The following is a 12,659-nucleotide window of genomic DNA, read 5'->3' as shown; positions in this document are numbered from 1 at the left end:
CTTTTGTAAAACTTTCCCAAGGTGTTAGTTTTAAGGCATCACCAAAACATCCGCAATCTTTGACTTTATCAAAGTATGCCGAATAAAATGTTAGAAACGTAAAGAAGACAATCATTAACAACAAGCTCCAGATTGTAAATTTAGGTTTGTAACCAATGAGTAAAAAGACACCCAAAACAACTTCAAAAACAACAACAATGACTGAAATTCCTAATGCATAAGGAATAAGAAACTCAAGATTTAAAACATCTTCACCAAAATACTCTTGTAATTTATATGAAAAACCAAGTGGATCATTAAGTTTTATAAATCCTGAAATAATAAATAAAACACCGACAAATATTCTACTGAGATGTACTAAAATCTTCATAAATAATTTTTTAAATTTTATGATTTTGATTCACCAAGATGAATCATCGCGAAAACAGCATAATTTATCATATCCTGATAATTGGCATCAATGCCTTCGCTTACAATTGTTTTACCAGCGTTGTCCTCAATTTGTTTAACACGTAATAATTTCTGTATGATTAAATCGGTTAAAGAACTTACGCGCATATCTCTCCAAGCTTCACCATAATCATGATTTTTATCTAACATCAACTGCTTGGTTAACCCTATCTTCTCATCATAGAGTTCTTTAGCTTCTTCTGTATCTAAATCTGGTTGTTCTACAACACCTCTTTCTAACTGAATTAGTGCCATTAAACAATAGTTAATGATACCGATAAATTCACTTACTTCACCTTCATCAACCTTTCTCACAGAATTTTGTTGTAAGCTGCGTATGCGTTGCGCTTTAATAAATATCTGATCTGTTAGGGAAGGTAATCTTAAAATACGCCAAGCACTGCCATAATCGCTCATTTTATTTACAAATAACGCTCTACATTTAGCGATAACAGCATCGTATTGTTTTGAAGTATCTTGCATTGAGTTACGTTAATTTTTGCGTAAATTTCGCTTATTTAGTTCAAAGTTCAAAGTTACGGGTTCAATGTTTTAGAAAGCGTTTAAAAATTTTGAAATTATGTTAATAACTTTGAATTCTAAATTCTGAACCTTAAATCTCATAATGACTATAAACTGCAAAGGCCAATTAATAGATTTATCCACACCAAAAGTGATGGGAATTCTGAACGCAACACCAGACTCTTTTTACGATGGTGGAACGAACAAAGATGAATCTGAAATTTTAATTAAAGTTGAAACCATGCTCAAAAATGGTGCTACTTTTATTGATATTGGTGGTTATAGCTCGCGTCCTGGAGCTGACTTCGTTTCTGAAGAAGAAGAATTGAACCGTGTACTTCCTGTTATTGAATTGATATTAGACCGTTTTCCTGAAACATTAATCTCTGTTGACACTTTTAGAAGTCAAGTAGCACATCAAAGTATTGGTTCTGGAGCTGCTATGGTCAATGATATCTCTGCTGGTCACTTAGATGATAAAATGCTTTCTACAATTGGAAAATTATGTGTGCCTTATATTATGATGCACATGAGAGGAAATCCAAAAAACATGCAACAGCAAACTGACTATGATGATTTAATAAAAGAAATCAATTTATATTTTGCCGAACGTATTGCAAAAGCGCATGCGGCAAAAATTAATGATATAATCATTGATCCAGGTTTTGGTTTTGCCAAAACCTTGAAGCAAAACTATAAGCTTCTCAATAAACTAGAACTATTACAGATTACAGATAAACCAATATTAGCTGGAGTGTCACGGAAATCTATGATCTATAAAACTTTGAATACCACATCAGACCAAGCTCTCAATGGCACAACTGCATTACATATGGTTGCCTTACAAAAAGGCGCTAAAATATTGCGCGTACACGATGTTAAGGAAGCTATTGAGTGTGTGAAATTGTATAATCAATTAACTGTTAATTAAATGAATCGTTATTTATACCTACTTCTATTTTTATTAATTTTTACCTGCAATAATGAGCGTATTGTACAATTACCTGAAATTGAAAATGCAGAAATTACTGAAGTTTTAGACGTGTCTCCTGCGTATATTTTTTATGATGAAACACAACCAGATTCTACATTATTGAATCGAAGAAATCTTATCAGTACTACAAATTGGTTGGTCAATGTAGATAAACGACTGACCTTAAGACAAGCCATACCACATATTAAATTTCTACAGGATAAAAAGCGAAATGCAGAAATGCATAAAAATGAAGAAGCTAAGAATTACTTTACTTGTAATGATACTAGTATAAAGAATTTAGGGTTTATTGAGTTTACGAATGTGAATTATGTTATTGACATTGATACATACACAAATAATGAACCTGTAAATACTAATATCAGAACAATTTATATTCACTTTCTAAAAAGCGATGTTTTTATAATAGATGATTTTTTTGAGGGAAAACAAATTAAAAGTGAAGGTTTTGAAATGAAAATTCATTTCAATGAGAACTTTTTTGCACCATACAGAAATCACAAAAATGAAATCGAATTGTCATTTGACGAAAGATTAAGTTTTCAAAAGTATATTGAGATTAAACATAATATTATGAATTTTACAAACGACATGTCTATTATAAACAATGAAGAATTCATTTATTAACTTAAATTCTTAAATTAGCAAAAAGTACTAACCTTTGGAAAACTTACAACTTTGGGATTTTAGATTTATAGATTTCGTTGACGTTTTCCTCGTTGCTATACTTCTATATTATATCTACAAGCTGGTAAAAGGCACTGTTGCTGTTAATATTTTTATTGGAATCTTAGTGGTTTATTTTGCATGGAGACTAACCGATTACCTCCAAATGCGTATGCTTTACAGCATTTTTGATGGGTTTATGAAAGTGGGAATTATTGCATTAATTGTTGTCTTTCAACCAGAGATTAGAAAATTTTTATTACTTGTGGGCTCCACGAATATTGGTGGTAAAAAAGGAATTTTCAAGAATTTTAAATTCCTCAAAAATGAAGATCAAACGAGCACAGATGTAGATGCCATCATAAATGCTTGTAATAAAATGGGTGCTACAAACACTGGTGCCTTAATTGTTATAGAACGCAATAACAATCTCGACTTTCTAACAAACACTGGTGATGAGATGAATATATTAGTCTCTCAACCAATTATAGAAAGTATCTTTTTTAAAAATAGCCCATTGCACGATGGCGCTATAATTATAGATAAAAATGTAGTCAAAGCTACTCGTGTCATTTTACCTGTAAATAACGAAAAGAATATACCAGAACGCTTCGGTTTAAGACACAGGGCTGCAGTTGGTATTACTGAAAAAACAGATGCTTTGGCTATTGCTGTCAGCGAAGAGACAGGACAAATATCTCACATTAAAAATGGAGAATTTGTAATGTTTAAAGATACGGATGAGTTAATAGATAAGATTAAAAAGGATCTGGCCTAATGCAGTGTAAAAATTGTGATAAAGAATTAAAAGTTTCTCAACAATTTTGCGATGATTGTGGTGCTAAAGTTATTCGTAATCGTTTGACGCTAAAGTTGCTTGCCAAGCAGATAAACGAGCAGTTTATATCCATTGATAATAAATTTCTCAGAACATTTATTAATCTTTTTAAAAAACCAGAAGAAGTCATAGATGGTTATGTTAATGGAACTCGCAAAAAATATATTGATGCACTTCAATATTTTGCAATATCCTTAACCTTTGCTGCAGTACAGGTCTTTCTTATGACCACATTCTTTAAAGATACTTTAGACATAAGTTCTGAATTTATGGATAAAATAGCACAGGCACCAGGTAATGAAAACAATCCTTTTTTAAATTCTGATTTTGAAAATACAAGCAAGTATCAAGGCCTGATTTATATTTTTACACTTCCATTTTCAGCTTTTTCAACATGGTTGGCTTATTATCTAGTTGGAGATAGACGCTATAATTTCACCGAGCATTTAGTACTAAATATTTATTACTCAGGACAAACGATTATTGTTTTTGCTGTGTTAAGTATAATATTTCTATTCTTTGGCATTAATTATCTGTTAGCTTCAATGATTCTCACAATTCCTATGTTTATTTATTTAGGTTTTGTTTTATTTCGGGTATTCAAAGACAGTTTTAAGGAAAGCTTTGCTAAATTTTTATTAACCGCAACTATCTACATGATTACGTTTACAGCGATTAGTGTTTTAATTGCAATTATTGGTGTTGTTTCAAACTTACCTAAATAATTAATGAACTGTAAAAACTGTCATACCGAATTACTTCAAGAAGATGATTATTGCAGAAAATGCGGTGGAAAAGTGATTAGAAATAGATTGAGCTTTAAAAATCTTTTCGAGCACTTAAGTGAAACATTTTTCAATTATGACAATAAACTCTTAAGAACCTTCGTGCAGCTTATTAAAAACCCTGAAGATGTCATTGTAGGTTATATTGATGGTGTAAGAAAAAAATACATCAATCCAATAAGCTTTTTTGGCTTGTCGTTAACCTTATCTGGTCTTTCAATTTTTATTTTAAAGAAGTTTTATATTGAGCATTTAGATTTTTCTAATTTATTTGAAGGAGTAAAAGCAAGCCAAGATATAATGAATGCCACTTCTGGTGGAGTTTTAGAATATAATTCTTTATTCTATTCGTTTTTAATACCGCTTATGGCCTTTGTTTCTTGGATTACGTTTTTAGATAAAAAATTAAATTTTACGGAGCATATAATAATCTATCTATACTCCATGTCTCTGTTGAGTATTTTTTCAGTTATAGTTGGGCAAATTGTGTTATTAGTGACTCCCAGTAGTTATTTAATTTATAGTATGTCTTTCTGGTTAATAATGCTTGTTTATCACAGCTATGCTCTGAAACGAATATTTAAATTATCATTAGGAAATTTAATTTTAAAAACCATAATTGCAATAGCAATATTCTTCATGGCCTATATGATAATTTCAATTTTAGTTTTTATCATTATGCTAATAACTGGAGCAGTCAATCTTGATGATTTCAGACCTAAGTAATTAAACAGCTTCTGCTTTTAGAAACTGAACTTCATAAAGATTTTTGTAGTAACCATCCTTCTTTTTTAGCAGTGACTTATGCGTTCCTATCTCAACAATTTGACCTGCATCCATTACAATAATTTTATCAGCTTGCTGTATCGTTGCTAATCGATGTGCAATAACAATTGAGGTTCTACCTTTTGTAATGGTATCTGTTGCATCTTGTATAAGCTGTTCAGAATATGAATCTACTGATGACGTAGCTTCATCTAAAATCAAAATACTTGGATTTGTAACGTATGCTCTTAAGAAAGAAATTAATTGTCGTTGACCTGAAGATAGCATAACGCCACGCTCCTTTACATTATAGTGATAACCACCAGGTAATGACATTATGAACTCATGGATACCAATTGCTTTTGCCGCCGTAATAACATCTTCTTCTGTAATATATTCATTATTTAATGTGATGTTATTCAAAATTGTATCAGCAAATAAAAAAACGTCTTGAAGTACTATTGCAATCTGGTGACGTAATGAACTTAGAGTCATTTCTTTTATATCTGTTCCATCTACTTTAATGGTACCTGAATTAATTTCATAAAATCGATTTAACAAATTGATTATTGTTGATTTTCCTGCACCAGTAGCACCTACAATAGCAACAGTTTCGCCAGCATCAACCTTAAACGATATACCTTTTAAAACTTCTTCGTCTTTTACATAAGAAAATCTAACATTATCAAACTCTAAAGTACCTTTAAAATGATTAGCTTCAATGGTCCCATTGTCATTAATATTTGAATCTGTGTCTAATACTTTAAATACACGATCTGCTGCAACCATACCCATTTGCAGTGTGTTAAATTTATTAGCTATTTGATATAATGGTCTAAACAGCATTGGGATAAACATCGTAAATGCTATCAAATCTCCTAAAGAAGCCGTCTCGCCTACTACAGTATTTAACCCTCCAATCCAAATAACTGCTCCCATTGTTAATGAGGATACAAATTCTGCAATTGGAAAGAAAATAGAATTATACCAAACCGTTTTTAACCAACCCCTTTTATGACGTTCGTTAATGGTCTTAAACTTCTTGTATTCCGTAGCTTCACGTGTAAACAACTGCAATATTTTCATACCAGTTACACGCTCTTGTACAAATGAATTTAAATTTGAAACTTCTGTACGGACATCTTCGAATGCACGCTTCATGTACTTCTGAAAAATCTTTGTCGCAAATACAATTATTGGCATAGTTGTAAGTACAATTAGCGTTAGCTTCCAATTCATAAAAAGCATAATGCCTGCAACTACAACCATCTTAAGAATATCACTAAATATCATGAATAAGCCCTGACCAAAAATGTCTGCTATACGCTCCATATCGGTAACGGCTCTAGTAATTAAAACACCAACTGACGATTTATCAAAATAGGTCATCTTAAACTTTAGCATGTGTTTGAAAAGTTTAACTCTAATATCCCTAACAACCGATTGACCTAACCAACTTGCGTAATAAATAAAAAGTAATTGAGAAATAACCTCTACAACGAGAAGTGCAAGCATTATGACAATATAAAACACAAAACCATCATATTTTCGTTCAGCAATCTGCGTATCTATAGCTTGCTGTAAAACATATGGTCTCAATGCACCAAAAATGGCTAAACCAATTACACAAACCAATGATATCACAAAAATTGACCTATATGGTTTTATATACTGCAAAAGTCTCTTAAACAAAGAGATATCAAATATTTTTTTCTTGGTTACCTCTGCCATTAACTTCTTACTCTTATTGATTCTGGATATTTTATATCTACTAAATATAACCCATTAGCAGGAACGGAAAATCCAGCATTTCCTCTATTCTTAGATTTTATGATATTATGCAGTTCATTTGGCTTTATCTTTCCTAATCCTATATTCACCATAGTACCAACAATAGCCCTTACCATATTTCTTAAAAAACGATCTGCCGTTATAATGAAAGTCAATTTATCATTATTGACCTTCCAGAATGCTTCTTTAATATCACAATTATAAGTTTTTACATCAGTATTACTTTTAGAAAAGCATTGAAAATCTTTATACTTAAATAGGGTTTTACATGCTTCATTCATAGCATCGACGTCTAATCTTTTCTGAATTTGATATGAAAAATCATAATCAAATACATTTTTTGATATTGAAATGTTATAATGATATGTTCTACTCAGAGCATCAAATCTGGCATGAGCATCTTTTTGCACTTCAAAAACATCATGAATTGCGATATCTTTTGGTAAAAACGAATTCAACTTATATATTAACTCTTCAAAATTTATATTATCCTCAAAATCAAAATGCGCATACATTTGTTTAGCATGCACACCAGCATCTGTTCGACCTGCTCCAACAATGGCTATTTTAGCTTTTAACAATAATGTTAATGCTTTTTCTAGTGCTTCTTGTACAGATACAGCATTAGGTTGATTTTGCCAACCATGATAAGCTTTGCCATTGTATGATAGCTCTAAAAAATATCTCAAAAGATTACCTTATTTTTGCACTCGAAGCTACAAAGATAAACAGAAATCAGCGTTATAATCACAATTTTATCTTAATGAAAAAGATACTTCTTCTATCAGATACACATAGCTATGTAGATGATTCTATTCTCAAATACGTTAAGCAAGCAGATGAAGTTTGGCATGCTGGTGATATTGGTAATATAGAAGTTACAGATAGTATTAAAAAACATAAACCTTTGAGAGGAGTCTATGGGAACATAGATGACGCTAAGGTCAGAACTGAATTCCCATTAAACAATCGATTTAAATGTGAAGAAGTTGACGTATGGATAACACATATTGGTGGCTATCCACCTAAGTACAATAGTAAAGTTAGAGAAAAATTGATATCTGACCCTCCAGATCTTTTCGTAACTGGTCATTCTCACATACTTAAGGTTATGCCAGACAAAAAATTAAACCTTCTTCATATGAATCCTGGTGCTGTAGGTAAACATGGTTTTCATAAAATTAGAACAATGCTAAGGTTTAAAATTGACGGTAAAGAAATAAAAGAATTAGAAGTCATAGAATTTGAAAAGCGATAAAAAATGAAAAACCCAGACGGCAGAGTCTGGGTTTTTCGCACTAATACTACTAAGATTTTAGGTTCATCGTAATCGATCTACAGATTTTACAAGATCTTCATCCTTTTTAATAGCCTTGTTAGCCAAGACTAAACACACAATAGAAAAAATAGGAAGAAGAATCCCAATACCTTTCTCAGAAACGTTAGTTTCTCCAGATAAATTTAGAGATTGATACACAAAGATTCCTAGTAAAATAAAGTTTAATATTATATTCATTCGTCCCATTACAAACTGAGACTTTCTATTTTTAAAACTAAAAATTGCTATTAAAGATAACAATGCGGATCCTACAAATAAGCCTAAATAGATGTAATTATCCATAGCAAACACTTTAGCACCTTCATTATTTGTCCATAAATGAAACACAAAAATCAAACCCGCAGAAATAACAACTGCAAGTACTAAATAGAGTGTTTGTATTCGTTGAATCATAACTTTAATTAAAAAAGTAGCACAAAATTAGTAGTTTATTTTTTAAAAAGATAGAATTTAATTTAAAATAAAATTGTATTATTGCAATAGAAAGAGGTAATGCACTGAGTTGCTTCTATCTAATCTTCCAAATTAATTTCACTTTTTTTCTTTTTATATCATTTAGAAAATATTGAATTAATAATATCAAAATTATAATACATTATATAACATACGAATGTTTGAAATTTCACAGTTAAAATCTAAGAAGCTTCCTGAATTACAGGATATAGCTAAGCAACTTAAGGTACCTAAATACCGATCATTAAAAAAATTAGACTTAGTCTATCAAATTCTAGATTATCAAGCGGCCAACCCAGAAGCGGTAAAAGCCAAAGTTTCTCCAAAGAATGATAATCCTGAAACAAAAATAGACAGCAAGCCCCAACAAAAGCGTGAAAGAACGCCAAAAAAACCTCAAAATACGAGAAATCAAAAGGCTTCTTCTGATAAAAAAGAAGAATCTAAACCGCAAGAACGCAAGTCGAGCAGTGATCGTTCTCATCAAAAGCGTCATGATAGCAAATCTAACGAACTTAAAGATGATAACAAACGCTCTAATTCTAATCAGAACGACAATAGACAAAATCGCTCAAAAGATAATAGAAACGACAAGAGAGGCAATAATTCGAAAAATAATGGTAATAAAGATAACAGAAATCGTTATCGCGAACCAGATTTTGAATTTGACGCAATTATTGAAAGTGAAGGTGTCTTAGATATTATGCAAGATGGTTATGGTTTTTTAAGATCTTCGGATTATAATTACCTAACTTCTCCTGATGATATATATGTATCTCAATCTCAAATTAGATTATTTGGATTAAAAACAGGAGATACAGTTCTTGGGCATGTTAGACCTCCTAAAGAAGGTGAAAAGTATTTTCCACTTATTAAAGTGAGTAAAATAAATGGTCAAAACCCTCAAGTGGTGAGAGACCGTGTTGCCTTCGAACATTTAACTCCATTATTTCCACAAGAGAAATTCAATATTGCAGAAAAGCAGAGTACAATTTCTACACGGATCATGGATTTGTTTTCACCAATAGGTAAAGGACAACGTGGTATGATTGTGTCACAACCTAAAACTGGTAAAACAATGTTACTTAAGGATGTTGCAAATGCAATTGCAGCAAATCATCCAGAAGTTTATCAAATGATACTACTTATTGATGAGCGTCCGGAAGAAGTAACAGACATGCAACGAAATGTCCGCGGTGAAGTTATTGCTTCTACCTTTGACAAAGAAGCTCATGAGCATGTTAAAATTGCAAATATTGTACTAGAGAAAGCAAAACGCTTAGTTGAATGTGGACATGATGTTGTTATATTATTAGATTCAATAACGCGTTTAGCTAGAGCTTATAATACAGTTCAACCTGCATCTGGAAAAATTCTTTCTGGTGGTGTCGATGCTAATGCATTACATAAACCAAAACGATTCTTTGGTGCTGCTCGTAAAATCGAGAATGGTGGTTCTTTAACTATTATTGCTACTGCATTGACAGAAACTGGTTCTAAAATGGATGAAGTGATTTTTGAAGAGTTTAAAGGGACTGGTAATATGGAATTACAATTAGATCGTAAAATTTCTAATCGTCGTATTTTCCCAGCTATCGATTTAACATCATCAAGTACAAGACGCGATGATTTATTGTTAGACGATAATACTATTCAAAGAATGTGGGTAATGCGCAAGTATCTTGCGGATATGAATCCTGTAGAGGCGATGGAATTTATTAATGATCGTTTTAAACAAACAAGAAATAATGAAGAGTTCTTAATCTCAATGAACGGTTAAGGATTTCTTTCACTCATATAAAAAGCCTTGAACAATAGTGTTCAAGGCTTTTTTATATCATTTGACAAGCCTTCAATAAAAAAGTCTTTCCAGAAGGAAAGACTTTTTTATTGAATTGTAAAATAATGCTACCTTTAAAGGGCACCAACATGTTTGGCTAATTGAGCTTTTAAGTTAGCTGCTTTATTAGAATGTATAATATTCTTCTTAGCTAATTTATCAACCATACTAATTACAGAAGGTAACATCTTTTCTGCTTCTTTAGCATCAGTAACCTCACGCAATTTCTTTATTGCATTACGAGTTGTTTTGTGTTGATATCTATTAAGAACACGTCTCTTTTCGTTACTTCTTATTCTTTTTAAAGCTGACTTATGATTTGCCATTATATTTTTCTTATTAAAAATTGTAGCCCGTAGGGGAATCGAACCCCTCTTACCAGGATGAAAACCTGGCGTCCTAGCCGATAGACGAACGGGCCATTTTGGTTGTTTTACTAATTAAATGAACCTACAATGTTTCCATTGCGGATGCAAAAATACAACTATTTTTAAATGTTGCAACACCTAGCTAATTTTTTTTGATTTTTTTTTAATATGCTTTTGCAAATAACACCCTTTGCTCAGAAGGTTTACCAGTATAAACACATTCGCCTTTTTCATCTTTACTATCTAAAGGAATACATCTAATTGTGGCTTTTGTTAATTCCTTTATCTTTTGTTCTGTTTCAGGTGTACCATCCCAATGAGCAGATATAAAACCGGTTTTTGATTCTAAAATATTTTTAAATTCTTCAAAATCATCAACTTCTGTAATATGCGTATTTCTATAATCCAAGGCTCTAGTATATAAGCTCTCTTGTATTTCTTCTAGCAGGTCTTCAACTACAACATTTACACGATCCAAAATCACTGTTTCTTTTGTAAAAGTATCGCGTCTGGCTACCTCTACTGTTTCGTCTTCAATATCTTTTGGTCCAATAGCTATTCTTAGTGGTACTCCTTGTAACTCATGTTGTGCAAACTTTGCACCAGGACGAAGTGTATCTCTTTTATCAAACTTAACACTAATATTTCTTTCTTTAAGGTCACTAATTATTGTATCTGCTACACTCTTAATAGCCTCAAACTGTTCATCATTTTTATAGATAGGTACAATTACAACTTGATAAGGTGCTAAGTTTGGTGGTAAGACCAATCCTTTATCATCACTATGGGTCATTATTAATGCACCCATCAATCGTGTTGAAACTCCCCAAGAACTAGCCCAAACATAATCTTGCTTACCTTCTCTATTCGTAAACTTCACATCAAATGCTTTAGCAAAATTCTGTCCTAAGAAATGTGAGGTACCTGCTTGCAATGCCTTGCCATCTTGCATTAAAGCCTCAATGCACATTGTTTCTTCTGCTCCTGCAAAACGCTCACTCTCTGTTTTTAAACCCTGTATTACAGGAATTGCCATAAAATTTTCAGCAAATTCTGCATAAATATTATTTATCAATTTTGTTTCTTCCCATGCTTCTTCTTTGGTTGCATGTGCGGTATGCCCTTCTTGCCATAAAAACTCTGCTGTTCGTAAAAACAATCGTGTTCGCATTTCCCATCTAACTACATTAGCCCATTGATTCACTAAAATTGGTAAATCTCTATAACTTTGAATCCAACCTTTATATGTATTCCAAATTATTGCTTCACTAGTAGGTCTCACAACTAGTTCTTCTTCCAATTTTGCTTCTGGGTCTACTCTAAGTTTTCCTTCACTATCTGGATCATTTTGTAGTCTATAATGTGTAACAACTGCACATTCTTTCGCGAATCCCTCAGCATTTTTCTCTTCAGCTTCAAATAAACTTTTTGGAACAAATAATGGAAAATAAGCATTTTGATGTCCTGTTTCTTTAAACATTCGATCTAATTCAGCTTGCATCTTCTCCCAAATTGCATATCCATATGGTTTTATTACCATACATCCTCTAACGGCGGAATTCTCTGCTAAATCAGCTTTTACAACTAATTCATTGTACCATTTTGAATAATCTTCAGCTCTACTCGTAAGATTTTTACTCATTTTTAGTGTTTTGGCACAAAAGTTGTGCTTATGTTAAATAATAAAATAGTTCAACAAAACTAACTATTTTTGTATTGTTCAACAATAAAATAAAAGAGATATGCAATTTAACACAATTACCAAACAAAAATTGCCATTTTTTGTTGTACTTGGCTTAATGGCCGTGTTAACTTCTTGCGGTTCATTTCAATATGCAGGATACGATA

The 12,659-nt window shown here is 31.8% G+C and carries 14 protein-coding genes and 1 tRNA gene; 7 read left to right on the top strand and 8 right to left on the bottom strand.

The window, feature by feature from the left end; translation table 11 throughout:
• Both ACTG3Y_RS12065 and ACTG3Y_RS12060 read right to left on the bottom strand, forming a co-directional pair.
• On the bottom strand, nucleotides 1–370 hold a 370-nt coding region (locus ACTG3Y_RS12065; protein WP_439153175.1), incomplete at its 3' end, for a MauE/DoxX family redox-associated membrane protein.
• A gap of 17 nt (nucleotides 371–387) precedes the next feature.
• Nucleotides 388–933, bottom strand: coding sequence for a DUF1599 domain-containing protein (locus ACTG3Y_RS12060; RefSeq protein WP_439153174.1), 546 nt, complete (start codon nucleotides 931–933; stop codon nucleotides 388–390).
• A gap of 142 nt (nucleotides 934–1,075) precedes the next feature.
• Here ACTG3Y_RS12060 and folP point away from each other — a divergent pair, with 142 nt between their 5' ends.
• From folP to ACTG3Y_RS12035, 5 genes are read left to right on the top strand one after another with little or no spacing between them, the layout of a single operon-like run.
• Nucleotides 1,076–1,903 carry a dihydropteroate synthase gene (folP, locus tag ACTG3Y_RS12055; protein WP_439153173.1) on the top strand — a complete coding sequence of 276 codons (828 nt, stop codon included), beginning with the start codon at nucleotides 1,076–1,078 and terminating at the stop codon, nucleotides 1,901–1,903.
• A complete protein-coding gene (locus ACTG3Y_RS12050) occupies nucleotides 1,904–2,593 on the top strand; it encodes a hypothetical protein (protein WP_439153172.1) in 690 nt (229 codons plus the stop codon).
• A gap of 34 nt (nucleotides 2,594–2,627) precedes the next feature.
• Entirely contained in the window at nucleotides 2,628–3,410 is a 783-nt protein-coding gene (cdaA, locus tag ACTG3Y_RS12045) for a diadenylate cyclase CdaA (RefSeq protein ID WP_439153171.1), read from the top strand.
• Nucleotides 3,410–4,195 carry a DUF3667 domain-containing protein gene (locus tag ACTG3Y_RS12040; protein ID WP_439153170.1) on the top strand — a complete coding sequence of 262 codons (786 nt, stop codon included), beginning with the start codon at nucleotides 3,410–3,412 and terminating at the stop codon, nucleotides 4,193–4,195. The genes cdaA and ACTG3Y_RS12040 overlap by 1 nt, the downstream gene beginning before the upstream one ends.
• A gap of 3 nt (nucleotides 4,196–4,198) precedes the next feature.
• Complete coding sequence (locus tag ACTG3Y_RS12035) at nucleotides 4,199–4,981, top strand: DUF3667 domain-containing protein (RefSeq protein ID WP_439153169.1); 783 nt, start codon at nucleotides 4,199–4,201, stop codon at nucleotides 4,979–4,981.
• Here ACTG3Y_RS12035 and ACTG3Y_RS12030 read toward each other — a convergent pair whose 3' ends face one another.
• Together ACTG3Y_RS12030 and truA are read right to left on the bottom strand one after the other, a co-directional pair.
• A complete protein-coding gene (locus ACTG3Y_RS12030; RefSeq protein ID WP_439153168.1) occupies nucleotides 4,982–6,751 on the bottom strand; it encodes an ABC transporter ATP-binding protein in 1,770 nt (589 codons plus the stop codon).
• Complete coding sequence (gene truA / locus ACTG3Y_RS12025; protein WP_439153167.1) at nucleotides 6,751–7,500, bottom strand: tRNA pseudouridine(38-40) synthase TruA; 750 nt, start codon at nucleotides 7,498–7,500, stop codon at nucleotides 6,751–6,753. The genes ACTG3Y_RS12030 and truA overlap by 1 nt, the downstream gene beginning before the upstream one ends.
• Before the next feature lie 74 nt (nucleotides 7,501–7,574).
• Between truA and ACTG3Y_RS12020 the strand changes: the two genes are divergently transcribed.
• A complete protein-coding gene (locus tag ACTG3Y_RS12020; RefSeq protein ID WP_439153166.1) occupies nucleotides 7,575–8,069 on the top strand; it encodes a metallophosphoesterase family protein in 495 nt (164 codons plus the stop codon).
• Nucleotides 8,070–8,132: 63 nt separating this feature from the next.
• Here ACTG3Y_RS12020 and ACTG3Y_RS12015 read toward each other — a convergent pair whose 3' ends face one another.
• Nucleotides 8,133–8,543, bottom strand: a complete 411-nt coding sequence (locus ACTG3Y_RS12015) for a DUF4293 domain-containing protein (RefSeq protein ID WP_439153165.1) — start codon at nucleotides 8,541–8,543, stop codon at nucleotides 8,133–8,135.
• Between the two features lie 217 nt (nucleotides 8,544–8,760).
• Between ACTG3Y_RS12015 and rho the strand changes: the two genes are divergently transcribed.
• On the top strand, nucleotides 8,761–10,383 hold the full coding sequence (rho, locus tag ACTG3Y_RS12010; RefSeq protein ID WP_439153164.1) for a transcription termination factor Rho: 1,623 nt from the start codon (nucleotides 8,761–8,763) through the stop codon (nucleotides 10,381–10,383).
• 134 nt (nucleotides 10,384–10,517) lie between these two features.
• Here the strand turns inward: rho and rpsT are convergent, their stop codons facing one another.
• From rpsT to proS, 3 genes are all read right to left on the bottom strand, one after another.
• The gene (gene rpsT, locus ACTG3Y_RS12005; protein WP_439153163.1) at nucleotides 10,518–10,769 is read right to left on the bottom strand and encodes a 30S ribosomal protein S20; all 252 of its coding nucleotides are present in this window, start codon (nucleotides 10,767–10,769) and stop codon (nucleotides 10,518–10,520) included.
• A gap of 23 nt (nucleotides 10,770–10,792) precedes the next feature.
• Nucleotides 10,793–10,864, bottom strand: a tRNA-Glu gene (locus ACTG3Y_RS12000).
• A 110-nt stretch (nucleotides 10,865–10,974) separates the two neighbouring features.
• Nucleotides 10,975–12,453 carry a proline--tRNA ligase gene (gene proS, locus ACTG3Y_RS11995; protein WP_439153162.1) on the bottom strand — a complete coding sequence of 493 codons (1,479 nt, stop codon included), beginning with the start codon at nucleotides 12,451–12,453 and terminating at the stop codon, nucleotides 10,975–10,977.
• Between the last annotated feature and the right edge of the window lie 206 nt (nucleotides 12,454–12,659).

The sequence above is a fragment of the Winogradskyella sp. genome (genome assembly GCF_965656915.1).
GTDB lineage: Bacteria > Bacteroidota > Bacteroidia > Flavobacteriales > Flavobacteriaceae > Winogradskyella.
This window is presented reverse-complemented; position numbering and strand designations above follow the sequence as displayed.